The organism is Leisingera sp. S132 (assembly GCF_025144465.1).
Classification (GTDB): domain Bacteria; phylum Pseudomonadota; class Alphaproteobacteria; order Rhodobacterales; family Rhodobacteraceae; genus Leisingera.
Map to the genome: position 1 here is coordinate 3,193,796 of NZ_CP083553.1, position 22,714 is coordinate 3,216,509.

At 65.2% G+C, this 22,714-nt stretch carries 20 protein-coding genes; 17 read left to right on the forward strand and 3 right to left on the reverse strand.

What is annotated here, in order from left to right; translation table 11 throughout:
- Nucleotides 1-102 precede the first annotated feature (102 nt).
- Both K3725_RS15735 and K3725_RS15740 read left to right on the forward strand, forming a co-directional pair.
- Complete coding sequence (locus tag K3725_RS15735) at nt 103-600, forward strand: SH3 domain-containing protein (RefSeq protein ID WP_260016229.1); 498 nt, start codon at nt 103-105, stop codon at nt 598-600.
- A gap of 344 nt (nt 601-944) precedes the next feature.
- Complete coding sequence (locus K3725_RS15740) at nt 945-3,158, forward strand: NADP-dependent isocitrate dehydrogenase (RefSeq protein WP_260016230.1); 2,214 nt, start codon at nt 945-947, stop codon at nt 3,156-3,158.
- A gap of 78 nt (nt 3,159-3,236) precedes the next feature.
- Here the strand turns inward: K3725_RS15740 and K3725_RS15745 are convergent, their stop codons facing one another.
- The 3 genes from K3725_RS15745 to K3725_RS15755 form a co-directional block, all read right to left on the reverse strand.
- The gene (locus K3725_RS15745) at nt 3,237-5,144 is read right to left on the reverse strand and encodes a methyl-accepting chemotaxis protein (RefSeq protein ID WP_260016231.1); all 1,908 of its coding nucleotides are present in this window, start codon (nt 5,142-5,144) and stop codon (nt 3,237-3,239) included.
- Nucleotides 5,145-5,379: 235 nt separating this feature from the next.
- Nucleotides 5,380-7,278 carry a methyl-accepting chemotaxis protein gene (locus tag K3725_RS15750; protein WP_260016232.1) on the reverse strand — a complete coding sequence of 633 codons (1,899 nt, stop codon included), beginning with the start codon at nt 7,276-7,278 and terminating at the stop codon, nt 5,380-5,382.
- A 186-nt stretch (nt 7,279-7,464) separates the two neighbouring features.
- Nucleotides 7,465-8,226 (reverse strand): YdhR family protein, encoded by a 762-nt coding sequence (locus K3725_RS15755; RefSeq protein WP_260016233.1) that lies wholly within the window; start codon nt 8,224-8,226, stop codon nt 7,465-7,467.
- Between the two features lie 89 nt (nt 8,227-8,315).
- Between K3725_RS15755 and K3725_RS15760 the strand changes: the two genes are divergently transcribed.
- The 15 genes from K3725_RS15760 (at nt 8,316) to K3725_RS15830 (ending at nt 22,699) form a co-directional block, all read left to right on the forward strand.
- A complete protein-coding gene (locus tag K3725_RS15760; RefSeq protein WP_260016234.1) occupies nt 8,316-8,729 on the forward strand; it encodes a helix-turn-helix domain-containing protein in 414 nt (137 codons plus the stop codon).
- 128 nt (nt 8,730-8,857) lie between these two features.
- Nucleotides 8,858-9,658, forward strand: a complete 801-nt coding sequence (locus tag K3725_RS15765) for a transporter substrate-binding domain-containing protein (protein ID WP_260016235.1) — start codon at nt 8,858-8,860, stop codon at nt 9,656-9,658.
- A 73-nt stretch (nt 9,659-9,731) separates the two neighbouring features.
- Complete coding sequence (locus K3725_RS15770) at nt 9,732-10,394, forward strand: amino acid ABC transporter permease (protein WP_065268448.1); 663 nt, start codon at nt 9,732-9,734, stop codon at nt 10,392-10,394.
- 11 nt (nt 10,395-10,405) lie between these two features.
- Complete coding sequence (locus K3725_RS15775; protein WP_260016236.1) at nt 10,406-11,068, forward strand: amino acid ABC transporter permease; 663 nt, start codon at nt 10,406-10,408, stop codon at nt 11,066-11,068.
- Nucleotides 11,065-11,787 (forward strand): amino acid ABC transporter ATP-binding protein, encoded by a 723-nt coding sequence (locus K3725_RS15780; protein ID WP_260016237.1) that lies wholly within the window; start codon nt 11,065-11,067, stop codon nt 11,785-11,787. The genes K3725_RS15775 and K3725_RS15780 overlap by 4 nt, the downstream gene beginning before the upstream one ends.
- Nucleotides 11,788-11,852: 65 nt before the next feature.
- Entirely contained in the window at nt 11,853-12,812 is a 960-nt protein-coding gene (locus tag K3725_RS15785; protein ID WP_260016238.1) for a dihydrodipicolinate synthase family protein, read from the forward strand.
- Entirely contained in the window at nt 12,803-13,753 is a 951-nt protein-coding gene (locus K3725_RS15790; protein ID WP_260016239.1) for a proline racemase family protein, read from the forward strand. The genes K3725_RS15785 and K3725_RS15790 overlap by 10 nt, the downstream gene beginning before the upstream one ends.
- Nucleotides 13,754-13,819: 66 nt before the next feature.
- Nucleotides 13,820-14,881, forward strand: a complete 1,062-nt coding sequence (dctP, locus tag K3725_RS15795) for a TRAP transporter substrate-binding protein DctP (protein WP_260016240.1) — start codon at nt 13,820-13,822, stop codon at nt 14,879-14,881.
- Between the two features lie 53 nt (nt 14,882-14,934).
- On the forward strand, nt 14,935-15,471 hold the full coding sequence (locus K3725_RS15800; RefSeq protein ID WP_260016241.1) for a TRAP transporter small permease subunit: 537 nt from the start codon (nt 14,935-14,937) through the stop codon (nt 15,469-15,471).
- 3 nt (nt 15,472-15,474) lie between these two features.
- Nucleotides 15,475-16,785, forward strand: coding sequence for a TRAP transporter large permease subunit (locus K3725_RS15805; protein ID WP_260016242.1), 1,311 nt, complete (start codon nt 15,475-15,477; stop codon nt 16,783-16,785).
- 11 nt (nt 16,786-16,796) lie between these two features.
- Nucleotides 16,797-18,047, forward strand: a complete 1,251-nt coding sequence (locus K3725_RS15810; protein ID WP_260016243.1) for an FAD-binding oxidoreductase — start codon at nt 16,797-16,799, stop codon at nt 18,045-18,047.
- Nucleotides 18,048-18,082: 35 nt separating this feature from the next.
- Nucleotides 18,083-19,186, forward strand: coding sequence for a cis-3-hydroxy-L-proline dehydratase (locus tag K3725_RS15815; protein ID WP_260016244.1), 1,104 nt, complete (start codon nt 18,083-18,085; stop codon nt 19,184-19,186).
- A 12-nt stretch (nt 19,187-19,198) separates the two neighbouring features.
- Nucleotides 19,199-20,224: a trans-3-hydroxy-L-proline dehydratase gene (locus K3725_RS15820; RefSeq protein WP_260016245.1), complete on the forward strand. Its 1,026-nt coding sequence runs from the start codon at nt 19,199-19,201 to the stop codon at nt 20,222-20,224.
- 140 nt (nt 20,225-20,364) lie between these two features.
- On the forward strand, nt 20,365-21,045 hold the full coding sequence (locus K3725_RS15825) for a GntR family transcriptional regulator (protein ID WP_260016246.1): 681 nt from the start codon (nt 20,365-20,367) through the stop codon (nt 21,043-21,045).
- A gap of 136 nt (nt 21,046-21,181) precedes the next feature.
- Nucleotides 21,182-22,699: an aldehyde dehydrogenase (NADP(+)) gene (locus K3725_RS15830; protein WP_260016247.1), complete on the forward strand. Its 1,518-nt coding sequence runs from the start codon at nt 21,182-21,184 to the stop codon at nt 22,697-22,699.
- Nucleotides 22,700-22,714: the final 15 nt, after the last annotated feature.

Below are 22,714 nucleotides of genomic sequence, written 5' to 3' on the forward strand. Positions count from 1 at the left end.
GCGCAGCAGGGGCATAACCAGACGGGCGGAAGACCGGAATAAGAGGCTGGGCATAACCCGGCTGGGCAACGAAGAGGCGAGCAAGCAGTGAGAAACGCGGCAATGGCACTCCGCCATCTGGCAGCGGCGGCAGCAGTGACAGTGCTGACCGCCACGGTCTCTGCGGCCGAATCCCGCGGCCCGGTCACCAACCTGCCCCTGCCCCGCTATGTTTCGATGAAAGCGGCCACCGGCAATGTGCGCCGCGGGCCGTCGCTGACGCACAAGATCGACTGGGTGTTCAAACGCCGCGGCATGCCGCTGGAGATCACCGCTGAATACGGCCACTGGCGCAGGGTGCAGGACCGCGACGGCGCCGGCGGCTGGGTGCATTACGCGCTTCTGTCCGGCGTGCGCACCGTGCTGGTCGAGGAGGACATGCTGACCGTGCACGCCCGCCCCGACACCCGCGCGCCGGTGACTGCCGCCTTTGAACTGGGCGTGGTGGCGCGGCTGGGCGAATGCGCCAGTGACTGGTGTGAGATCTCAGCAGGCGGCTACAGCGGCTGGGCGCCGAAGAAAAAGCTCTGGGGTGTCGCCCCTGACGAGCTGCGCGAGTAACCCCGGCTCTTTCACCTTTGCAGAAATACTCCGGGGTGAATTGGGCCGGCGGCCCAAGAGGGGCAGCGCCCCTCTTTGAATCAGGCCCGCGAGGCAGCGCGCCCTTTCTTTGCCTGCGGGGCAGCGCCCCTCCCCGCTGCCGCGGCAATCTGCGCGGGCTTCCCTGGCACCGCACCATTGCACCTGCAGCAATCCTGTTCTACATGGGGACCATATCAATGGCTTCCCAAGCCCGTTCCCGCCCCCGTCAGGCTGCGCTGGAACATAACTGGAATAACCCCCGGCACGGGCCTGGCCCTGCTGACGTCATAAACGCCTCCGAGATCGCTGAAAGGTTGTGGAACATGGCAGAAAATCAAACCCCGGACATATTGTATACCATTGTAGACGAAGCGCCCGAACTGGCCTCGGCATCCTTCCTGCCGATCATCCGCAAGTTCGCGTCTGCCGCCGGTGTCACCGTCGGCACCAAGGATATCTCGCTTGCGGGGCGCATCATCGCCGCCTTCCCGGAAAACCTGTCTGACGCACAGCGCCAGAGCGACGACCTGGCAGAGCTGGGCGAACTGGTGAAGACCCCGGACGCCAATGTGATCAAGCTGCCGAACATCTCCGCCTCGGTGCCGCAGCTGACCGCGGCCATCAAGGAACTGCAGGCCCAGGGCTATGCCCTTCCGGACTACCCGGAAGAGCCCAGGACCGATGCCGAGAAAGGCGTGCGCGCCCGTTATGACGCCATCAAAGGCTCCGCGGTGAACCCGGTCCTGCGCGAAGGCAACTCCGACCGCCGCGCTGCCAAGGCCGTGAAGAACTTTGCCCAGAAGAACCCGCATTCGATGGGCGAATGGTCGGCAGACAGCAAGACCAAAGTGTCCTCGATGCCCGGCAACGATTTCTATGCCAACGAGAAATCCGCGACCATCACCGCCGCCCAGGCCGGTGCCGCCCGGATCGAGTTCGTGGCCAAGGACGGCGCCGTCACCGTGCTGAAAGACGGCTGGCCGCTGGAAGAGGGCACCGTGGCCGACGCCACCTTCATGTCGGTGAAGGCGCTGTCGTCCTTCCTCGGCGAAGCGATTGCCGACACCAAGGCTGACGGCACCATGTTCTCGCTGCACATGAAGGCCACCATGATGAAGGTCTCCGACCCGATCATCTTCGGCCACGCGGTCAAGGCCTGGCTGGCACCGGTGTTCGAGAAATACGGCGCTGAGCTGGACGCGCTGGGTGTGAACCCGAACTCCGGCATGGGCGACCTGCTGGAACGCGTCAAAGGCAACGCCGAAATCACCGCCGCCATCGAAGCGGTGCGCGCTGACCGCCCCGACATGTACATGGTGGACAGCGACAAGGGCATCACCAACCTGCATGTGCCCTCCGACGTGATCATCGACGCCTCCATGCCTGCGGTGATCCGCGCCGGCGGCAAAGGCTGGGACCAGGACGGCAACAAGGGCGACACCAACTGCGTGATCCCCGACCGCTGCTATGCATCCGTCTATGACGAGACCATCAGCTTCTTCAAAGCCAATGGCGCGCTGGACGTGACCACCGCGGGCGCGGTCGCCAACGTTGGCCTGATGGCCCAGAAGGCCGAGGAATACGGCTCCCACCCGACCACGTTTGAGGCGCCCGCCGACGGCACCATCCGTATCGTTCTGGCAAACGGCAAGACGCTGCATTCCCATGACGTGGAAACCGGCGACATATGGCGGTCCTGCACCGTCAAGAAAGCCCCGATCGAGAACTGGATCCTGCTGGCGATGGACCGCCAGCGCCTGACCGGCTCCGAAGCGATCTTCTGGCTGGACGCAAACCGCGCCCATGACGCGGAGCTGATCAAATATGTTCAGCCCGCGCTCGAGGCGGCCGGCGTTGCGGACAAGTTCCAGATCCTGGCGCCGCGCGAAGCCACCCGCCAGTCGCTGGAGACCATCACCGCAGGCAAGGACAGCATCGCCATCACCGGCAACGTGCTGCGCGACTACCTGACCGATCTGTTCCCGATCCTGGAGCTGGGCACCTCGGCCAAGATGCTGTCGATCGTCAAGCTGATGCAGGGCGGCGGGCTGTTTGAAACCGGCGCGGGCGGCTCTGCGCCCAAGCACGTGCAGCAGCTGGTCGAGGAAAACCACCTGCGCTGGGACTCGATGGGTGAATTCTGCGCCCTCGGCGAGTCGCTGAACTTCCTGGCCGACGTCAAAGGCAACGCCAAGGCCGGCGTGCTGGGCCGCGCGGCTGAGGACGCAACCCAGGGCATCCTTGACCACAACCGCTCCCCCTCGCGCAAGGCGGGCCAGCCCGACAACCGCGACAGCCACTACTGGTTTGCCCGCTACTGGGCCGAGGCCCTGGCAGCCCAGACCGAGGACGCGGAACTGGCGGCGCATTTCGCCCCCATCGCCGAGGAACTGGGCGCCAAGGAAGAACAGATCATTAGCGAACTGGCCGCTGCCCAAGGTGAGCCCGCCGACATCGGCGGCTACTACCGCCCAAGCGTGGAGCTGAAAGCCAAGGTGATGCGCCCCAGCCCGGCGCTGAACGCCATCATCGGCTGATCCGCTCCGGATGGATTGAAACGGAAAACGCCCGGGGATTTCTCCCCGGGCGTTTTTTCTGCAACGGCCTGTTCCGGCTTAGAAATCCTGCCACAGATCCCGGGCGGCATTGCCGCTGTCCGCCACCGCGGCAGGCCGCGGTGCGGGCTGCATGTCCCAGTCATCGCTGCCATGCGCGGTTGGCGCCGGGGCCGGAGCGGCAGCGGGCTTCGCCGGGGCCGCCGGGGCCGCCGCTGCGCTGCCGCCTTTGGTCTTGAAGTGGGCCACCAGTTCAGCCAGCTTGCCCGCGTCGGTCTTCAGCAAATGGCCCGCGGCCGTCGCTTCCTCGACCATCGCCGCATTCTGCTGCGTGACCTGATCCAGCTGGGTGACGCCGGTGTTGATTTCATTCAGGCCGGTGGACTGCTCCGCCGCGCCCTCGGCAATGCCGGAGACCAGCTGCGAGATATGGGTGACCTGGCTGACGATGCTTTGCAGCGCGTCGCCCGCCTTGCCCACCAGATCCACCCCGCGGGCCACCTGGCCGGAGCTGTCGGAAATCAGCGTCTTGATCTCCATCGCCGCGTCCGACGACCGCTGCGCCAGCGCCCGCACCTCGCTCGCAACCACCGCAAAGCCGCGGCCTGCCTCGCCGGCCCGCGCCGCCTCGACGCCGGCGTTGAGCGCCAAGAGGTTGGTCTGGAAGGCGATGTCGTCGATCACCGAGATGATCTGGCTGATCTTGTTGGAGCTTTCCTCGATCTCGGTCATCGCCGAGACCGCGCTCTGCACCACCTCGCCGCTGTTGCGGGCCTCCTGCTTGGCGTCTTCCATCGTCGCCTCGACGCTGCGGGCGCCTTCGGCGGCGGATTTCACCGAGGCCGTCAGCTCATCCAGCGCCGCGGCGGTCTGCTCCAGCGTCGCCGCCTGGCTTTCGGTGCGGTGCGACAGGTCGTCGGAAGCCTGGCTGATCTCGGAGGCGCCATTGCGGATGCTGCTGGCGGCAGCAATCACCTGCTCCACCGTGGCGCTGAGATTTTGCGCCGTGGTGTTGAAGTCCTGGCGCAGCTGCTCGTAATCCTGCGGGAAGGTCTCGGTGATCTGCGCCGTCAGGTCGCCCTGCGACAGCGCCGACAGCTTGCTGCTGAGCGCCGCCACCACCTTGCTGCGCTTCTCGTTCAGCGCATGCTCCGCGTCTTCCAGCTCCTGCTGGCGGATCAGCGCCTGGCGGAACACATCCACGCTCCGGGCGATTTCCCCCAGTTCGCTGCGCGCCTCTGCCGAGGGGATTTCGCTGCTGGTGTCGCCATCGGCCATCGTCTGCATCCGGTTCTTCAGACCGGTCAACGGGCCGGTCACGCTGCGGGTGATGAAATAGGCGGCAACCATCAGCGCCACCAGGCTGATGCCGAGCACAATCAGCGCCTCGTTGCGCATCAGCGCAACATCAGCCTCGATATCTGACACATAGGCGCCGGTGCCGATGATCCAGCCCCAGGGCTTATAAGCCTGCACATAGCCGATCTTGGCTTCCATCACCTCAGAATCAGGTTTCTTGAAATAATAGGTCAGTTCCCCTGCCCCCTTGGAGGCAGCGATCTTCTCCAGCTCCTGGAACACCTTGATGCCGGTCACATCCTCATAAGCGCCCTGGTTGGTGCCAACCCAGTCCGGCACAACCGGGTGCGCCTGAACCACCAGGTCGTGGTCGAAGACAAAGACATACCCCGATTCGCCAAACCGCAGCGCCGTCAGCCGCTCGCGGCCGATGTCACGCGCCTCCTCCACCGTGAAGCGGCCGGACTGAACCCCTTCCTCCAGGTCGCGCAGCAGGCTGACGGCCGTGTCGGTGACATTGTGCAGCTCCGTATAGCGCATCTCATATGCATTTTTTACGGACTGCGAGAGCAGCAGAAAGGTCAGCAGCGCCATCAGCGACAGCGCAAGCGCCGAAAGTGCGTAGATACGGACAGGCAAGCGGTAGAGAAAAGCGGGTATTCTAGACATGTATTCAGAGCCTTCTTTGCAGGTCTATTGCCTGTCTGTTTAGGCTGCAGTTTCTAACAAACCCCTACCCCGGCAAGCCCCGCCCGCACTTTCACGCCGTATTGCCCGGGTTTTTTGCCGCATTTTGATTGAACCGTCTTCCGTCTGCCAAACAGCGCCCGCCCCATCCCCCGCAAGATGCAAGCACCCGGAGATTTCTCCCCGGGCGTTTTTGTCTGCAACGGCCTGTTCCGGCTTAGAAATCCTGCCACAGATCCCGGGCGGCATTGCCGCTGTCCGCCACCGCGGCAGGCCGCGGTGCGGGCTGCATGTCCCAGTCATCGCTGCCATGCGCGGTTGGCGCCGGGGCCGGAGCGGCAGCGGGCTTCGCCGGGGCCGCCGGGGCCGCCGCTGCGCTGCCGCCTTTGGTCTTGAAGTGGGCCACCAGTTCAGCCAGCTTGCCCGCGTCGGTCTTCAGCAAATGGCCCGCGGCCGTCGCTTCCTCGACCATCGCCGCATTCTGCTGCGTGACCTGATCCAGCTGGGTGACGCCGGTGTTGATTTCATTCAGGCCGGTGGACTGCTCCGCCGCGCCCTCGGCAATGCCGGAGACCAGCTGCGAGATATGGGTGACCTGGCTGACGATGCTTTGCAGCGCGTCGCCCGCCTTGCCCACCAGATCCACCCCGCGGGCCACCTGGCCGGAGCTGTCGGAAATCAGCGTCTTGATCTCCATCGCCGCGTCCGACGACCGCTGCGCCAGCGCCCGCACCTCGCTCGCAACCACCGCAAAGCCGCGGCCTGCCTCGCCGGCCCGCGCCGCCTCGACGCCGGCGTTGAGCGCCAGCAGGTTGGTCTGGAAGGCGATGTCGTCGATCACCGAGATGATCTGGCTGATCTTGTTGGAGCTTTCCTCGATCTCGGTCATCGCCGAGACCGCGCTCTGCACCACCTCGCCGCTGTTGCGGGCCTCTTGCTTGGCGTCTTCCATCGTCGCCTCGACGCTGCGGGCGCCTTCAGCGGCGGATTTCACCGAGGCCGTCAGCTCATCCAGCGCCGCCGCGGTCTGTTCCAGCGTCGCCGCCTGGCTTTCCGTGCGGTGCGACAGGTCGTCGGAAGCCTGGCTGATCTCGGAGGCGCCATTGCGGATGCTGGCGGCGGCAGCAATCACCTGCTCCACCGTGGCGCTGAGATTTTGCGCCGTGGTGTTGAAGTCCTGGCGCAGCTGCTCGTAATCCTGCGGGAAGGTCTCGGTGATCTGCGCGGTCAGGTCGCCCTGCGACAGCGCCGACAGCTTGCTGCTGAGCGCCGCCACCACCTTGCTGCGCTTCTCGTTCAGCGCATGCTCCGCGTCTTCCAGCTCCTGCTGGCGGATCAGCGCCTGGCGGAACACATCCAGGGTGCGTGCCATCTCGCCGATTTCGCTTTTGCTTGCGGTGGCCGGAATGGCGCTTGCGGTATCGCCGTCCGCCATCGACTGCATACGCCCGCGCAAGGCGCCAACCGGCCCGGTGACACTGCGGGTGATCAGGGTGGCGCCCGCCATCAGAACCGCCAGGGTCACAAGCAGACCTGTCCCGGTTGTGAGGATGTTTTCCTGCACCTTGGCCTCGATATCCGACACATAGGCGCCGGTGCCGATGATCCAGCCCCAGGGTTCATAGACCCGGATATAGCCCATCTTGGCCTCGATCACGCCAGTGCTTGCGTTGGCAAAGTGGTAAATCAGAGAGCCCTGGCCATCCGCCTCGGCGATCTTGAGCATCTCCTGATAGATCCTGACCCCGTTTTCATCCGTCAGGCCGGGCTGGCGCGTGCCGACCCATTCCGGCAGAAAGGCATTTGCGGTGATGACCAGATCGAAATCAAAGGCATGAAAGTCGCCGGCGGTGCCGAACCTCAAGGTCTCCAGAACCGTGCGGCCCATCTCGCGGGCCGCTGCTTCCTCCAGCTGGCCGTCCGCGACTTGGCGCTGCAGTGCATCCAGCTGGCTGAAGGCCATGTCCGTGATTTGATGCAGCTCACGTTCACGGCTGACGTATTCATCGTTGTTTGCGCGAACCAGCAGGAAGACGGTCAGCAGGGCAAACAGGCAAACCGCCATTGCGGCCAGTGCGTAGATCCGCACCGGCAAACGGTAGAAGAAGACTGGCATAGTGATTGGGGTCCTTTGATTCCGGGCCATCTCCTTCCTCCAATAGGCAGCCACCCCTAACAAAACCCTAGCGGCGCGGCGCCGGCCCGGTGCGGTCCCGCCAGTGCGTGCGCCTGACCAGGCCGCCGCGTACAACCGCAGCAGCCTGGACATTGTCAAACAGCACCGGCGCCGCACCTCCAGGCGCTAGGCTGCCGGGATGTAATAGGGCGAGTTCATGTCCCGGCTGGCGGCCTCGGTGACCGCAGCATCAAACACCCGCGTATAGAAGGCGCAGCCCAGTTCTGCCGCGGTTTCCGGGAACATGTTCACTGCAAAATCCAGCGCGTGGTCCAGCGTCTCAAAGGCATCCAACCCGCCCAGCGTCCGGGTCTGCAGCCCGCTCAGCCAGACCTTGTTCTGCAGCCCTGGAAGCATCTTCAGCGCCTTATTGCGGGCCTGCCAGGGCGCGTCCTCAAAGGGCACCGACAATTGCAGTTCAGTATAAACAAAGGCGCCGGGTGCTGTGCCTGCTCCGCCGTAGTGCACCGCGCCCATGTCCCGGCTGGCGGCCTCGGTGGCTTCGGCATCAAACACCCGCGTGTTATGCGCCACGCCAAAGGCCCGCGGCTCCGACGGGAAATAGCCGGTCACGAATTTCCGCGCGTTTTCAATGCTGTCAAAGCTATAGAAACCGCCCAGCGAATTGTTGCCGTGGCCTGACAGCCAGGTCTTGTTCAAGAACCCGGGCTGCTGCCGGATCGCCTCGTTGATCTCCTGCCAGGGCGCCTGCCCGAACGGAACGGAAATGGCAACTTCGGTGTAAACAAAGGCTTTGGGGGTCATGGCGGTTTCCTGTGCTTTGGGAAGGGAGGGCAGCAGCAGCGCGCCCGCAGACGCGGCCAGCAGCTGGCGGCGGGACAGCCGCGATCGTTCGCGGAAATCCGCGGTCCTTGGCTTGTTTGTCATGGTCACTCCTAATTGCTTGCGCTTTGCAAGTGATTCAATAGCTCGCACGAACACTTGCATATCGCAAGTAAAAATTGTACGCAGGACCCATGACCCAATCGCGCAGCAAATATGACTCCGGCTGTCCCGTCGCCTATGCGCTGGACATTTTCGGTGACCGGTGGAGCCTCCTGGTGATCCGCGACATGGCGGTGAAAGGCGCCCGGACCTATGGCGAATTGCTGGCGGGCTGGGAGGGGATCTCAACCAACATCCTGGCGCAGCGGCTGAAGCAGCTGGAGCAGGCAGGCATTGTCACCAAGAAGAAAGACCCGGACAGCGGCCGCAGCTTTGTTTATGAGCTGACACAAAAGGGCCGCGATCTGGCGCCGGTGCTGATCGAAATCGCCCTGTGGAGCGGCCGACACAACCCTGACCCGGATGCGATGACAGGATTCCTCGACAAAATCTCGGCTGACCGGACCGGAACCGAGGCCAGAATGCGCGCAGGCGAGCGCCCCTAAGCTCCTGATTTACAGCGCCCTTTGATCCGCCTCCCCTTGCCTCGGCGGGTCTTTTTACATATTTGTGGATTTTGTATCCATTATCCTGTATCTGATTCTCCACAACAACACACCGACAGGAGGATCTCATGTTCAAATCGCTGGCCGCGGCTGCGGCGCTTGCCCTTGTGCCCTTGGCACCTGCCCTTGCCGATACGCTGGATGATGTGGTGGACCGCGGCACCCTGCGCTGCGGCGTGGTGCTGGATTTCCCACCGATCGGCTACCGCGATGCCAACAACGAACCGGCAGGCTTTGACGTTGATTACTGCAACGATCTGGCAGCGGCGCTGGAGGTTGATGCCGAAATTCTGCCGGTCACCTGGGCCGAACGCCTGCCCGCCATCGTGACGGGCCGCGCAGACGTGGTGTTCGGCGCCACCTCCGACAGCCTGGCGCGGGCGCGCACCGTCGGCTTCACCATTCCCTATGCGATCTATTTCGCCCAGGGCGTCGTGAACACCGAAAGCGGCATCAAGAGCTTTGAGGACATCAAGGGCAAGCGGGTGGCCGGCGCCATCGGCACCGTGCCGGAGCAGGAATGGCTGAAGATCGCCGCCGAATGGGGCGAAGAGGGCAACTACCAGGGCTACCAGTCCGAGAACGAGGTGTTCCTGGCGGTGGCGCAGGGCAAGGCAGACATTGGCCTGACCACCAATACCGCAGTACTGCCGGTGACCCAGCAGTATGAGACCCTGGCAGCCGGCCCGCGGATGCCCTGGACCACCGACTACACTTCGGTCGTTGGCAAGCGCGAAGATGTCACCTGGATCAACTTCCTGAACCTGTTTGTGACCCATCAGGTGCGCTCGGGCCGCTATGCGGAACTGTGGAGCAAATACGTCGGCGGCGACGCGCCTGAGCTGCGCATCCCCGGCGTGCTGTACTGACCCAACGAAGAAACCCGCCCCTGCCAGCCGCACTCTCCTGGCGGCTGGCAGGGGCCAGGGAGCATAACCCCGCATGTTCGACTATAATTTTCACTGGCGGCCGGTGATGAAAAGCCTGCCGGATCTGCTGGAGGCGGCCTCCCTGACGCTGCAGGTGGCAGTGCTGGCGATGGTGCTAGGCATCGTGATCGGCCTCTGCCTGGCGCTGGCGCGGCTGCACCTCAAGGGTCCGGTCTACTGGTTCGCCACCGCCTGGGTGGAGCTGGCCCGCAACACGCCGGCGCTGTTCCAGCTGTTCTTCTTCGGCTTCGGCCTCGGCGCCTTCGGGCTGCACCTCTCACCTTATCTGATCGTGCTGGCGGGGCTGACCTTCAACTGCGCGGGCTATCTGGCGGAGAACTTCCGCGGCGGCTTCAAGGCGGTGCCGGAGACCCAGATCCGCGCCTCCCGCAGCCTTGGGATGACGCCGTGGCAGGCCTACAGCCGCGTGGTGATCCCGCAGGTGTTCCGCATCGTCTATCACCCGATCACCAACCAGATGGTCTGGGCGGTGCTGATGTCCTCGCTGGGAATGCTGGTGGGTTTCCGCGAGCTGTCTGGCGAAACGCAGTTCTTTGCCTCCCGCACCTTCCGCATCTTTGAATATTTCGCGGTCACGGCGGTGATCTACTACGCCATCGTCAAGGTGATCCTGCTCAGCTCGCGGCTGATGGCCGCCCGGCTGTTCCGGTACTGAGGGGGATACGCATGGAACCGACACTCAAGTTTTTCAGCGGCTTTGCCCCCAATGACCTCTGGTTCATGGGCGAGGCGGCGCTGCGCACGCTGTGGATTTCCGTCCTGTCGATCTCGCTTGGAACGGTGCTGGGCACCCTGTTCGGCTGGATGCTGTACGAGGGCCGCCGTACTGCGACCCTGACGCTGGCGCCGGTGCTGGACGTGTTCCGCTCCGTGCCGCTGATCATCCAGCTGGTGCTGTTTTACAATTTCGCCCCAATCGTCGGGCTGAACCTTGATCCCTTTGCCTCCGGCACTGTGATTCTGACCGTCTATACCGCGGCGCTGGTGGCCAATGTGGCCCGCGGCGGGATTGAGGCGGTGGGCGCCCCGATGCGCCGCGCCGCGCGCAGCCTTGGCATGAGCTATTGGCAGGACCTGCGCCATGTGGTGCTGCCGATTGGCGGGCGGGCGGTGTTCCCCTCCTGGGTCGGCGTTGCGCTGGGGGTGATGAAGGACAGCGCGCTGGTCTCGGTGCTTGGCTATGTCGAGCTCTTGAAGGCCAGCCAGATCCTGATCACCCGCACCCAGGAGCCGTTCCTGATCCTGACCTTGGCCGGCGCCTTCTATTTCGCGCTGTCCTATCCGGTCTCCCGCTACGCCACACATCTTGAAAACAGGTGGGCCCAATGATTTCCATCCGCGACCTTCACAAGTTTTTCGGCGCTCTGCACGTTCTGAAAGGCATCGACCTGGATGTGCAGAAGGGCGAGGTGCTCTCTGTCATCGGCGCCTCCGGCTCCGGCAAATCAACGCTGCTTTATTGCATCAACGGTCTGGAAGCGATCCAGGACGGGGCAGTCACCGTCGATGGCACCGATGTGCACGCCAAGGGCACCGACATCAACAAGCTGCGCCAGAAGCTGGGCATGGTGTTCCAGCAGTGGAATTCCTTTCCGCATCTGACCGCGCTGGAAAACGTGGCCCTGGCACCCCGCATCGTCAAAGGCGAATCCAAGGCCGAGGCCCGCGACATTGCCGCCAGACAGTTGCAGCATGTGGGGCTGGGCGAGAAGCTGAACGTCTACCCCGGCGCCCTCTCCGGCGGCCAGCAGCAACGGCTCGCCATTGCCCGCGCGCTGGCGATGGAGCCGGAATACATGCTGTTTGACGAGGCGACCTCTGCCCTTGACCCCGAACTGGTGGGTGAGGTGCTGGATACCATGCGCCTGCTTGCAGATGAGGGCATGACGATGATCTGCGTCACCCACGAGATGGGCTTTGCCCGTGATGTCTCCGACCGGGTGGCCTTCTTCCATCAGGGCGTGATGGAGGAGATCGGACCGCCCGCCCAGATCTTCGGCGATGCCCAGTCCGAACACACCCGCAAATTCCTCGCCAACGTGCGCTGACCCCTTCCCCCGCAGGCTGCCGTGCCTCCCAGCAGCACCCTGCCCCTAACTGGAGAAACTGGATAATGTCTACAAACGTCTTCACCGGCACCATGCCGGCCCTGATGACCCCCTGCAACCCGGACCGCACGCCGAACTTCGACGCGCTGGTCAAAAAGGGCGAGGAGATGATCGCGGCGGGCATGTCGGCGGTGGTCTACTGCGGCTCGATGGGCGACTGGCCGCTGCTGACCGACGAACAGCGGATGGAGGGCGTCGCCCGGTTGGCCGCCGCCGGGCTGCCGGTTGTCGTCGGCACCGGTGCGATCAACACCAAATCCGCCGTCGATCACGCCCGCCACGCGCAGGAGGTCGGCGCGGCCGGCCTGATGGTGATCCCGCGCGTGCTGTCCCGCGGCACCTCTGTTGCGGCGCAAAAGAACCACTTCAAGGCCATTCTGGACGCCGCACCGGACGTCCCGGCAATCATCTACAACAGCCCCTATTACGGTTTTGCCACCCGCGCCGACCTGTTCTTTGCCCTGCGGGCCGAGCACAAGAACCTGATCGGCTTCAAGGAGTTCGGCGGCAAGGACGACCTGCGCTATGCGGCTGAACACATCACTTGCCAGGACGACCAGGTGACGCTGATGGTGGGTGTCGACACTGAGGTCTACCACGGGTTTGTCAACTGCGGCGCCACCGGCTCCATCACCGGCATCGGCTGCGCCCTGCCGCGGGAAGCGCTGCTGCTGGCGCGCCTGTCGAAACTGGCCGCCGAGGGCAGCGCCGAGGCCCGCGTCCGCGCGCAGGAGCTGACCGACGCCATCCACGTGCTGTCCACCTTCGACGAAGGCCCGGACCTGATCCTCTACTACAAGCATCTGCTGGTTCTGAACGGCGAGGACGACTACCGCCTGCACTTCAACGAGACTGACGAACTGTCGGACGCCCAGCGCAACTATTGCGAACAGCAGTACAAGCTGTTCCGCACCTGGTTCGCAGACTGGTCGGCGCAGGGCGGGATCATCGCCGAATGCATGTAGTCGACAGCCATACCGGAGGAGAACCCACCCGGGTAATCCTGGAGGGCGGTCCCGATCTGGGCACCGGCCCGCTGGCAGAACGCGCGCGGCGGCTGGCGGAGGAGCATATGGGCTTCTGCCACGCCGTGATGCGCGAGCCGCGCGGCCAGCCCGCCATGGTCGGCGCGCTTCTGGTGCATCCGACCGATCCCAGCTGCGCCGCCGGAGTCATTTACTTTGACGCCGATGCGGTGCTGGGCATGTGCGGCCATGGCACCATCGGGCTGGCAGTGACCCTGGCTCATCTGGGCCTGATCACCCCCGGCAGCCACCGCATCGAAACCCCCGTGGGCGTGGTGACGGTGCTGCTGGAGGATGCCAACACTGTCACCGTCACCAACATCGAAAGCCGCCGCGTCACCGCCGCGGCCAAGGTCATCCTGCCCGACGGCAGCACAGTGACCGGCGATGTCGCCTATGGCGGCAACTGGTTCTTCATCATTGAGCCCAGCCCGCTGCCCCTTCGCCGGGAAAACATCCGCGCCCTGACCGATCACGCCATCGCCATCCGCACTGCCGCCAATGCCCAGGGCGTGGGCGGCGAAAACGGCGAGACAATCGACCATGTGATCTTCCAAGGCCCCTCCCCCCGCGACGGCATCCACAGCCGCAACTTCGTGCTGTGCCCGGACGACACATATGACCGCTCCCCCTGCGGCACCGGCAGTTCCGCCCGGCTGGCCTGCCTGGCGGCAGCGGGACGGCTGCAGCCGGGAGAGGAGATCATCCAGGAAAGCATCATCGGCTCCCCCTACCGCCTGTCCTATCAGCCGGGCACGGATGGCGGGGTGATCCCCACCCTCAGCGGCCAGGCCTTTGTGATGGGCGAGGGCAAGCTGTTCTTCAGCCCCGATGATCCCTTCCGCGGCGGCATCTCCAGCAGCGGGGAAGCCGCCGCCTGAACGTTTTCAACCAAGGCCCGGGAGAAACAAGCCGGGCCGCATTCCAGCAGAAGAGAGGTCCCTAACATGAAATTCACATCCGCAATCGCAGCCGGGTTCAGCCTGGCCATGGCAACCGCGGCAACAGCGGCAGAGGTCGAATGGAAGATGACCGCCGCCGTCGGCGAAGGCTCCTTCCTCTACCAGAACTTCATGGAGCGTTTTGCCGGCAACGTCGAAACCCTGACGCAAGGAAGGGTTGAGATCCAGCCCTTCGGCGCCGGCGTTCTGGTGCCCGCCTTCAAGGCGCATGAAGCGGTGCAGGAAGGCATCGTCGAGGCCGGCCATTCCACCCCCTCCTATCTGGTGAACCAGGACCCGACCAACGCGATCTTTGCCTCCTTCCCCGGCGGCATGTCGCCCGAGGCCACCCTGCACTGGATCTACGAGGGCGGCGGCGAGAAGATGCTGCAGGACTTCCGCCGCGAGGAGATGGGGCTGCACAGCCTGGTCGTCGGCATCGGCACCTCCGAAATCATGGCGCATTCCAACGTCGAGATCAAAACCGTCGAGGATCTGAAGGGCGTGAAATACCGCACCTCCGGCGCCTTTGCCGCTGTGATGAAAGATGATTTCGGCGGGGTGCCCACCGTGGTGCCCGGCAACGAAATCTACACCCTGCTGCAGCGCAAGGGCGTGGATGCCATCGAATGGTCCACCCCCGGCGCCAATTTCTCAGAAGGCTTCCACGAGGTTGCGCCCTACATGATCATGCCCGGCGTGCACCAGCCGTCCTTTCTGTGGGAAGTCTTCGTCAAGGCCGAAACCTGGGACGCGCTGCCCGCAGACCTGCAGGGGCTGATTGAAGCCTCCGCGCGCCTGTCGACCTATGAAGGCTACACCCGCTTTGGCGATGCCGACATCAAGGCGATGGCCGACTACCGCAAGACCAAGGTGCAGATGGTCCAGATGGAGCATGCGGAATCCGAGAAACTGCGCGAAGCGGGCCGCAACTGGGCGCGCGCCCGTGCTGCGGAACTGTCCGAGGGCGGCAATGCCCGCATGCAGGAAGTCCTGGACAGCTACCTCGCCTACCAGGCCAGCTGGGCTGAAAACTCCGTTTACCTGGTGCGTGACGCCGCTGAATGACCCTTTGCGCGGGCCGGGATCTCCGGCCCGCGCCTCCCTGCCCGGAGGTTTCCATGCATTTCTTCAGAACCGGCGTTGAGGGGCTGTCCACCCTCTTGGGCGCGGCTGGCCAGCTGACCATCCTCGCCATGATCGCGGCCATGCTTTATGAGGTCGCCGCCCGCTACGTCTTTGGCGCTCCGACGCTCTGGGCCTTTGACATTTCCTATATGCTGAACGGCTCCATCGTGTTCCTGGGCGCCGCCTACTCGCTGCGCAAAGAGGCGCATGTGCGGATCGACTTCCTGTCGCAGAAGTTCCCGCTGCGGGTCCAGCAGCTGCTGAATGCCGCAGTCTATGTGCTGCTGATGGCGCCGATCACCGGCGCGCTGACCTGGGTCGCCGCGTCCAAGGCGCTGAAGGCGTTTCAGACCGGCGAGGTGGAAACCGTCAGCCCCTGGGCGCCGCTGATGTGGCCGTTCTATTCGGTGATTGCGCTCGGCCTCTTTGCCTTCTGCCTGCAGTTCCTGCTGGAGGCGCTCCTTTACTTACGCGGCGAGAAGATCCCGGGGCAGACCCCCGATGACCCGCACGCTGCGCCGGAGAGCTGATTTATGATCCCCCTTCTGATGTTTGCGGCGCTTTTCGCGCTGGTCTTTGCCGGCATTCCGGTGGCGTTTTCGATGATGATCGTGGCCGTTGCCTTTGGTTATGCGGTCTTTGGCGACATGCTGTTTTTGCAGCTCTACGGCCCGCTGTTGCACACCGCCTCGAATTTCGTGCTGGCAGCGATCCCGCTGTTCATCTTCATGGGTGCGGTGCTGGAACGCTCCGGCATCGCCAAGCGGCTGTTTTATGCGCTGCAGATCTGGCTGGGCGGCCTGCCCGGCGGGCTGGCACTGTCGACCATCGCCATGTGCGCGATCTTCGCCGCCGCCTCTGGCGTGGTGGGCGCGGTGGAGATCGTCGTGGGGCTGATGGCGATCCCCGCCATGCGCGCGGCGGGCTACAAGAACGACCTGATTGCCGGCACCATCTGCGCCGGCGGCTCGCTCGGGACCATCATCCCGCCCTCGGTCATTGTGGTGGTCTATGCCTCCATCGCGCAGCTGTCGATCGGCCAGCTGTTTGCCGCCTCGATCCTGCCTGGCGTGCTGATGGTGGCGTTCTTCACCGGCTACGTGCTGCTGCGCAGCCTGCGCCGCCCTGAGGACGCCCCCGTGCTGCCTCCTGAAGGCCGCGCCATGCCGATGGGGCAGAAGCTGAAAATCACCGTCACCGCGCTGGTGCCGCCGCTCTTGCTGATTGCCATGGTGCTGGGCTCGCTGCTGGCGGGCGCTGCGTCAGCAACCGAAGCCGCCGCCGTGGGTGCCGCCGGCACGTTGGTGCTGACGCTGATGTTCCGCGAGCTCACCTTCACCATGCTGCGCGAGGCCTTGGGTGTCACCCTGCGCATCACCGCGATGATCATGCTGATCGTGGCGGGCGGCACCATGTTCACCTCGATCTTTGCTGTCACCGGTGGCGGCGGGCTGGTGCGCGACACGGTGGAGGTGATCGGCTACGGCAACGCCGGCCTCATAACCTTCCTGCTGCTGGTGGTGTTCTTTGCGGGCTTCGTGCTGGACTGGGTGTCGATCGTGCTGATCTTCGTGCCGATCTTTGCGCCGCTGGTGCGCAGCGCCGGGATTGATCCGGTATGGTTCGCAATGCTGGTGCTGGTGGTGATCCAGACCTCCTACTTGACCCCGCCGATGGCACCCTCGATCTTCTACCTGCGCTCGATCGCGCCCAAGGACATGACCTACGGCCACATGTACCGCGGCGTGCTGCCCTTTGTGGCCGCACAAGGCCTGGTGCTGGTGGCGCTCCTCTTGGTGCCGGAGCTGGCCACCTGGCTGCCCTCACTGCTGGTCGGACTGTGACAGGACCTGACATGACCGCGAAAGACACAGACGATATCCTCGTCATCGGCGCCGGCATCATCGGCCTCAGCGCCGCGCTGGAACTGCAGAAACAGGGCCGCCGCGTGCGGATCCTCGACCGCAAAGGCGTCGCGGCAGAGGCTTCGGCGGCCAGCGCCGGCGCCTTTGCCTTTACCGACATCGTGCCGCTGGCCACGCCCGGCATCATGCGCAAGGCGCCGAAGTGGCTGCTGGACCCGCTGGGGCCGCTGTCGGTGCCGCCCGCCTATGCGCTGCAGATCGCGCCCTGGATGCTGCGCTTCTGGCGCGCCAGCTGGCGCAGCCGCTATCAGGCCGCGCTGCAGACGCAGGTACTGCTGATGGCGCATTCCCGCGCCGCGCTGGAACGCCAGATTGCCGATGTGGAGGGCGAGCCGCTAATGCAGCGCGAGGGGCAATTGCAGCTTTACGAGGGTGAGAGTGCCTTCCGCGCTGCCCTGCCCGATTGGGAGCTGCGCCGCGAACACGGCATCCGCTTCGACCTGCTGCGCAGCCCCGCGGCAATTGCCGAAGTTCAACCGGGCCTGGCCCCGCGCTTCACCCATGCCGCCTTCACCCCCGACTGGATGAACACGGTGAACCCCAAGACCTGGGCGGAGCATCTGGCGCAGGCCTTCCTCGCCCGGGGCGGCCGCATAGACACCGCTGCGGTGACCGCCTTGCGCAGCGAGGGCGGAAAGACCCTAGCCCAGACCAAGGACGGCCCGGTCCCAGCCGCGCAGATCGTGGTCGCTTGCGGGGCCTGGTCTCACCACCTCGCCCGCACCCTGGGGGAACATATTCCGCTGGAAACCGAGCGCGGCTACAACACCACCCTGCCCCCCGGCGCCTTTGGCCTGAAAACCCATCTGACCTTCCCGGCGCACGGCTTTGTCGTCACAAGGATCAGCGGCGGCGTGCGGGTCGGCGGTGCGGTGGAGCTGGGCGGGCTGAAACTGCCGCCGAACTACCGCCGCGCGGATATCCTGCTGCAGAAGGCCAAGCAATTCCTGCCGGACCTCGACACCTCGGGCGGCACCCAGTGGATGGGCTTCCGCCCCTCGATGCCCGACAGCCTGCCGGTGATCAGCCGCTCCGCCCGCGCGGAGGGCGTGATCTATGCCTTCGGCCACGGCCATCTGGGCCTGACCCAGGCCGCCGGCACCGCCGAGCTGGCAGCCGCACTGGCCGCAAACACCCCCGCCGCGCTGCCGATGCAGCCCTATGCCGCCACAAGATTCTGATCCGCCGCTGACCCGCAATTGAAAGGAGCCGCGCCATGAAGATCACCCAGCTCACCGTCTACCAGGTCGATCTGCCGCTGAAGGAAGGCCGCTACAGCTGGTCGAACGGCAATTATGTCGACGTCTTTGACAGCACCGTTCTGGAAATCAGCACCGACGAAGGGCTGACGGGCTATGCCGAGTGCTGCCCGCTGGGCTCCGCCTATCTGCCCTCCTTCGCGCGCGGCGTGCGCGCCGGGCTGGCCGAACTGGCGCCGCATCTGATCGGGCAGGACCCGCTGAACCTGACCCGGATCAACCGCACCATGGACGCCGCCCTGCGCGGCCACCCCTATGCCAAGGCGCCGGTCGACATTGCCTGCTGGGATATCTTGGGCAAGGCCACCGGCCAGCCGGTTTACACTCTGCTGGGCGGCGCCGCGCAGGACGATGTGGTGCTCTACCGCGCCATCAGCCAGGAGGACCCGGACACCATGGCCCGCAAGATCGAAGGCTACGCCGCCGAGGGCTACACCAAGTTCCAGCTGAAGGTCGGCGGCGAAGCCAACGACGACATCGACCGCATCCATGCCACCCGTGCCGTGCTGAAGAAATCCGACCTGCTGGTGGCCGACGCCAACACCGGCTGGACCAGGCACGAGGCGGCGCGGGTGGTGGGCGCCATCGCGGGCCTCGACGTCTATGTGGAGCAGCCCTGCCTGACCTACGAGGAATGCGTCTCAATCCGCCGCCGCACCGCGCTGCCCTTTGTGATGGACGAGGTGATCGACACCCCCAACACGCTGGTGCGCGGCATTGCCGAGGACGCAATGGACGTGATCAACCTCAAAATCTCCAAGGTCGGCGGCCTGAGCAAAGCAAGGCTGATGCGCGATCTCTGCGTGGCGCATGGCATTCCGATGACCATAGAGGACACCTGGGGCGGCGACATCACCACCGCCGCCATTGCCCATCTGGCCCGCTCCACCCCGGAGGAGTTCACCTTCTCCGCCACCGACTTCAACAGCTATGGCACCGTTGACATTGCCCGCGGCGCGCCCAAGCGTGTGAACGGGCGGATGACCGCCCCCGATGAACCCGGCCTGGGAGTGACCCCGATCTTCGAGGCCCTGGGTGAACCGGTTGCCCGCTATTCCTGAGGAGGCCTGCGGATGCGCAGCAGCAAAACCATCCATGTGATCTCTGCCCATGCAGAGGGTGAGGTGGGCGATGTCATTGTCGGCGGCGTCGCCCCACCACCCGGAGACACCCTGTGGGAGCAGCGCTCCTTCATCGACCGCGACCAGACCCTGCGCAACTTCGTCCTGAACGAACCCCGCGGCGGCGTGTTCCGCCATGTGAACCTCCTGGTGCCGCCCAAGCACCCGGAGGCCGACATGGGCTTCATCATCATGGAGCCGGAATACACCCCGCCGATGTCCGGCTCCAATTCGATCTGCGTCTCCACCGTTCTGCTGGACGGGGGCATCCTGCCGATGCAGGAGCCGGAAACCCATCTGGTACTGGAGGCCCCCGGCGGTCTGGTGCGGGTGCGCGCCGAATGCAGGAACGGCAAGACAGAACGGATCTTCGTGCAGAACGTGCCCAGCTTCGCCGGAGAGATTGGCGCGTCGCTGGAGCTGCCGGGCATCGGCACCCTGACAGTGGACACCGCCTATGGCGGCGACAGTTTCGTGGTGGTTCAGGCCGCCGATCTGGGGCTGGAAATCACAGAGGCAAACGCCAAACAGATCGCCCAGCTCGGCACCCGCATTCTAGAGGCCGCCAACACGCAGCTCGGCTTCAGTCACCCGGAGAACCCGGACTGGAACCACATCTCCTTCTGCGCCTTCTGCGGCCCGCTGGAACAGACGGAGACCGGCCTCAGCAGCCGCTCCGCTGTCGCTATCCAGCCGGGCAAGGTGGACCGTTCCCCCACCGGCACCGCGGTCTCTGCCCGCATGGCGCTGATGCTGGCCAAAGGGCAGATGACGCCGGACCAGGCCTTTGAGGCCGTATCCATCATCGGCTCCCGCTTTGCCGGACGGATCGTGGAACAGACCACCGTCGGCGGGCGCGCGGCGATCATTCCGGAACTCAGCGGCCGCGGCTGGATCACCGGCATCCACCAGCACATGCTGGACCCGGACGACCCCTGGCCCGGCGGCTACCGCCTCAGCGACACCTGGGGCGCCTGACGGTCCGGTTTTTGGATACAAAAACCGGCTGCGGGGCCGCAGCGGCCATTCCCGGTGCAAAACCGGGCCAATTGCTTGAAGAAACGGGACGGACCCTCTAGCGTATCCAAAATACGATCAACTGATTTCACGAGGCCCCCATGGCAGGCAAACGCGCCGTTACCCGCAGCTCCCTCCCGGAAGTGATTGCCAACGACCTGCGCGAACGCATCCTGAGCGGTGAACTGGCAGAGGGCGAAACCATCCGGCAGGAAGCGCTGGCAGAAGAATACGCCGTCTCCCGCATGCCGATCCGCGAGGCGCTGAAACGGCTGGACGCCGAGGGCCTGGTGCAATTCACCAACAACCGCGGCGCCTCTGTCACCAAGCATTCGCTGCGCGAGATTGCCGAGATCTTTGACTTGCGCATCCTGCTGGAGGTGGACCTGTTCCGCCGGGCGATCCCGGCGATGACGGCACAGGATTTCACCCGCTGCACCCGGATCCTCGATGACATGGACGCGTCTTATGACGCCAACGACGTGGCCAAATGGGGCGCACTCAATCACAAGTACCACTCAGCACTCTATGCCGCGGCGGACCGCAAGCTCACTAACGAGGTGCTGCAGGGCATCAGCCTGCACTCTGACCGCTTCATCCGGATGCACCTCAGCGTGATGCAGCAGCGCGAGCCCGCCAAGAAGGAGCACCGCGACCTCCTGGACCTGGCCCAGGCCCGCGATGTGGAGGGCGCCTGCGCCGCGCTGACCCATCACATCTCCCGCACCAAGGAGGAACTGCTGTCGCTGGTCGCAGAACACCGCGCCACTGCCGACAGCTAACCCGCCCTTTCCCGGCTTTTGACACCCGGTCTGCCCGGTTTTCTCCGGCCTGCATCTTGCACAATCCGTATTTTGTATCCATTATCCTGTATAAATATTTACCCGCTGCCCGGCAGCATCAGACAGAGGCCCACCCATGTTCACACCGCACGGAAACCACCTGATTGCTGGCGCCTGGGTGCCCGGCGACACCCGCTTCGCCTCCGCCCCCGCCAGCGGCCCCAGCCACGATTTCTCGGTTGGCCGCATCAGCGACGTCAGCGCCGCGGTCACGGCGGCAGAGGACGCCTTTGCCAGCTACGGCAACACCAGCCGGGCCGACCGCGCCGCATTCCTCAACGCCATCGCCGATGAGATTGAGGCCCGCGCGGAAGACATCACCGCCATCGGCACCCAGGAAACCGGTCTGCCCGAGGCCCGCCTGCAGGGCGAACGCGGGCGCACCACGGGCCAGCTGCGCACCTTTGCCGAACATATCCTGAAGGGTGACTACCTCGACCGCCGCTATGACGCCGCGCTGCCGGACCGCGGCCCCCTGCCCCGCCCCGACCTGCGGATGATGCAGCGCCCGCTGGGGCCTGTCGCGGTCTTCGGCGCTTCCAACTTCCCGCTCGCCTTCTCCACCGCCGGCGGCGACACCGCCGCGGCACTGGCGGCGGGCTGCCCGGTGGTGGTCAAGGGCCACAGCGCCCACCCCGGCACCGGCGAGATCGTCGCCGAAGCCGTGCTTGCCGCGATCACCAGATGCAACATCCACCCCGGCGTCTTCAGCCTGATCCAGGGCGGCAGCCGCGCGGTCGGCGCGGCGCTGGTGCAGCACCCGCTGATCAAGGCGGTGGGCTTCACCGGCTCCCTCGCAGGCGGCCGCGCCCTCTTTGACCTCTGCGCCGCCCGGCCCGAGCCGATCCCCTTCTTCGGTGAACTCGGGTCCGTGAACCCGATGTTCATCCTCGCCGCCGCGCTCGCCAATCGCGGCGCGGAAATCGCCACCGGCTGGGCCGCCTCGCTGACCATGGGCGCGGGCCAGTTCTGCACCAACCCCGGCATCGCCGTGCTGCGCGCCGGCGCCGAGGCCGACCGTTTCATCGACACCGCCACCGCCTCCCTGTCAGCGGTCGCCCCCCAGACCATGCTGACCGAAGGCATCGCCAGCGCCTACCAGGACGGCCAGCGCCGCGTCGCCGCCACCGCGGGCGTGCGCGAACTGCTGACCACCAGCTGCAACACCCGCACCGCCGCGCCCTACCTCTATGTGACTGAGGCCCGCACCTGGCTGGAGAACGAGATCCTGGCCGAGGAGGTCTTTGGCCCGCTGGGTCTGGTGATCACTGCCGGGAGCGACGCCGAGATGCTGGAAATCGCCCGCGCGCTGCAGGGCCAGCTGACCTGCACCCTGCATCTGGATCAGGCTGACACCGCCCAGGGCCAGGCCCTGCTGCCGGTGCTGGAGCGCAAGGCGGGCCGGGTGCTGGCCAACGGCTTCCCCACCGGGGTTGAGGTTTCCGACACCATGGTCCACGGCGGCCCCTACCCGGCCTCCACCAACTTCGGCGCGACGTCGGTGGGCACATTGTCCATCCGCCGCTTCCTGCGCCCGGTGTGCTACCAGAACATTCCGGAGGCGCTGCTGCCGGAGGACCTGCGGGAGGGGTGAGCGGCTGGCTTGAGG

Bases quoted from the DNA above. Each gene is read 5' to 3' on its own strand.
- K3725_RS15815 (WP_260016244.1), top strand. From the start codon at position 18,083: ATGAAGATCACCCAGCTCACCGTCTACCAGGTCGATCTGCCGCTGAAG.
- K3725_RS15785 (WP_260016238.1), top strand. From the start codon at position 11,853: ATGTCTACAAACGTCTTCACCGGCACCATGCCGGCCCTGATGACCCCC.
- K3725_RS15825 (WP_260016246.1), top strand. From the start codon at position 20,365: ATGGCAGGCAAACGCGCCGTTACCCGCAGCTCCCTCCCGGAAGTGATT.
- K3725_RS15800 (WP_260016241.1), top strand. From the start codon at position 14,935: ATGCATTTCTTCAGAACCGGCGTTGAGGGGCTGTCCACCCTCTTGGGC.
- K3725_RS15740 (WP_260016230.1), top strand. From the start codon at position 945: ATGGCAGAAAATCAAACCCCGGACATATTGTATACCATTGTAGACGAA.
- dctP (WP_260016240.1), top strand. From the start codon at position 13,820: ATGAAATTCACATCCGCAATCGCAGCCGGGTTCAGCCTGGCCATGGCA.
- K3725_RS15755 (WP_260016233.1), bottom strand. From the start codon at position 8,226: ATGACAAACAAGCCAAGGACCGCGGATTTCCGCGAACGATCGCGGCTG.
- K3725_RS15805 (WP_260016242.1), top strand. From the start codon at position 15,475: ATGATCCCCCTTCTGATGTTTGCGGCGCTTTTCGCGCTGGTCTTTGCC.
- K3725_RS15780 (WP_260016237.1), top strand. From the start codon at position 11,065: ATGATTTCCATCCGCGACCTTCACAAGTTTTTCGGCGCTCTGCACGTT.
- K3725_RS15830 (WP_260016247.1), top strand. From the start codon at position 21,182: ATGTTCACACCGCACGGAAACCACCTGATTGCTGGCGCCTGGGTGCCC.
- K3725_RS15810 (WP_260016243.1), top strand. From the start codon at position 16,797: ATGACCGCGAAAGACACAGACGATATCCTCGTCATCGGCGCCGGCATC.
- K3725_RS15770 (WP_065268448.1), top strand. From the start codon at position 9,732: ATGTTCGACTATAATTTTCACTGGCGGCCGGTGATGAAAAGCCTGCCG.
- K3725_RS15735 (WP_260016229.1), top strand. From the start codon at position 103: ATGGCACTCCGCCATCTGGCAGCGGCGGCAGCAGTGACAGTGCTGACC.
- K3725_RS15760 (WP_260016234.1), top strand. From the start codon at position 8,316: ATGACCCAATCGCGCAGCAAATATGACTCCGGCTGTCCCGTCGCCTAT.
- K3725_RS15775 (WP_260016236.1), top strand. From the start codon at position 10,406: ATGGAACCGACACTCAAGTTTTTCAGCGGCTTTGCCCCCAATGACCTC.
- K3725_RS15790 (WP_260016239.1), top strand. From the start codon at position 12,803: ATGCATGTAGTCGACAGCCATACCGGAGGAGAACCCACCCGGGTAATC.
- K3725_RS15765 (WP_260016235.1), top strand. From the start codon at position 8,858: ATGTTCAAATCGCTGGCCGCGGCTGCGGCGCTTGCCCTTGTGCCCTTG.
- K3725_RS15750 (WP_260016232.1), bottom strand. From the start codon at position 7,278: ATGCCAGTCTTCTTCTACCGTTTGCCGGTGCGGATCTACGCACTGGCC.
- K3725_RS15745 (WP_260016231.1), bottom strand. From the start codon at position 5,144: ATGTCTAGAATACCCGCTTTTCTCTACCGCTTGCCTGTCCGTATCTAC.
- K3725_RS15820 (WP_260016245.1), top strand. From the start codon at position 19,199: ATGCGCAGCAGCAAAACCATCCATGTGATCTCTGCCCATGCAGAGGGT.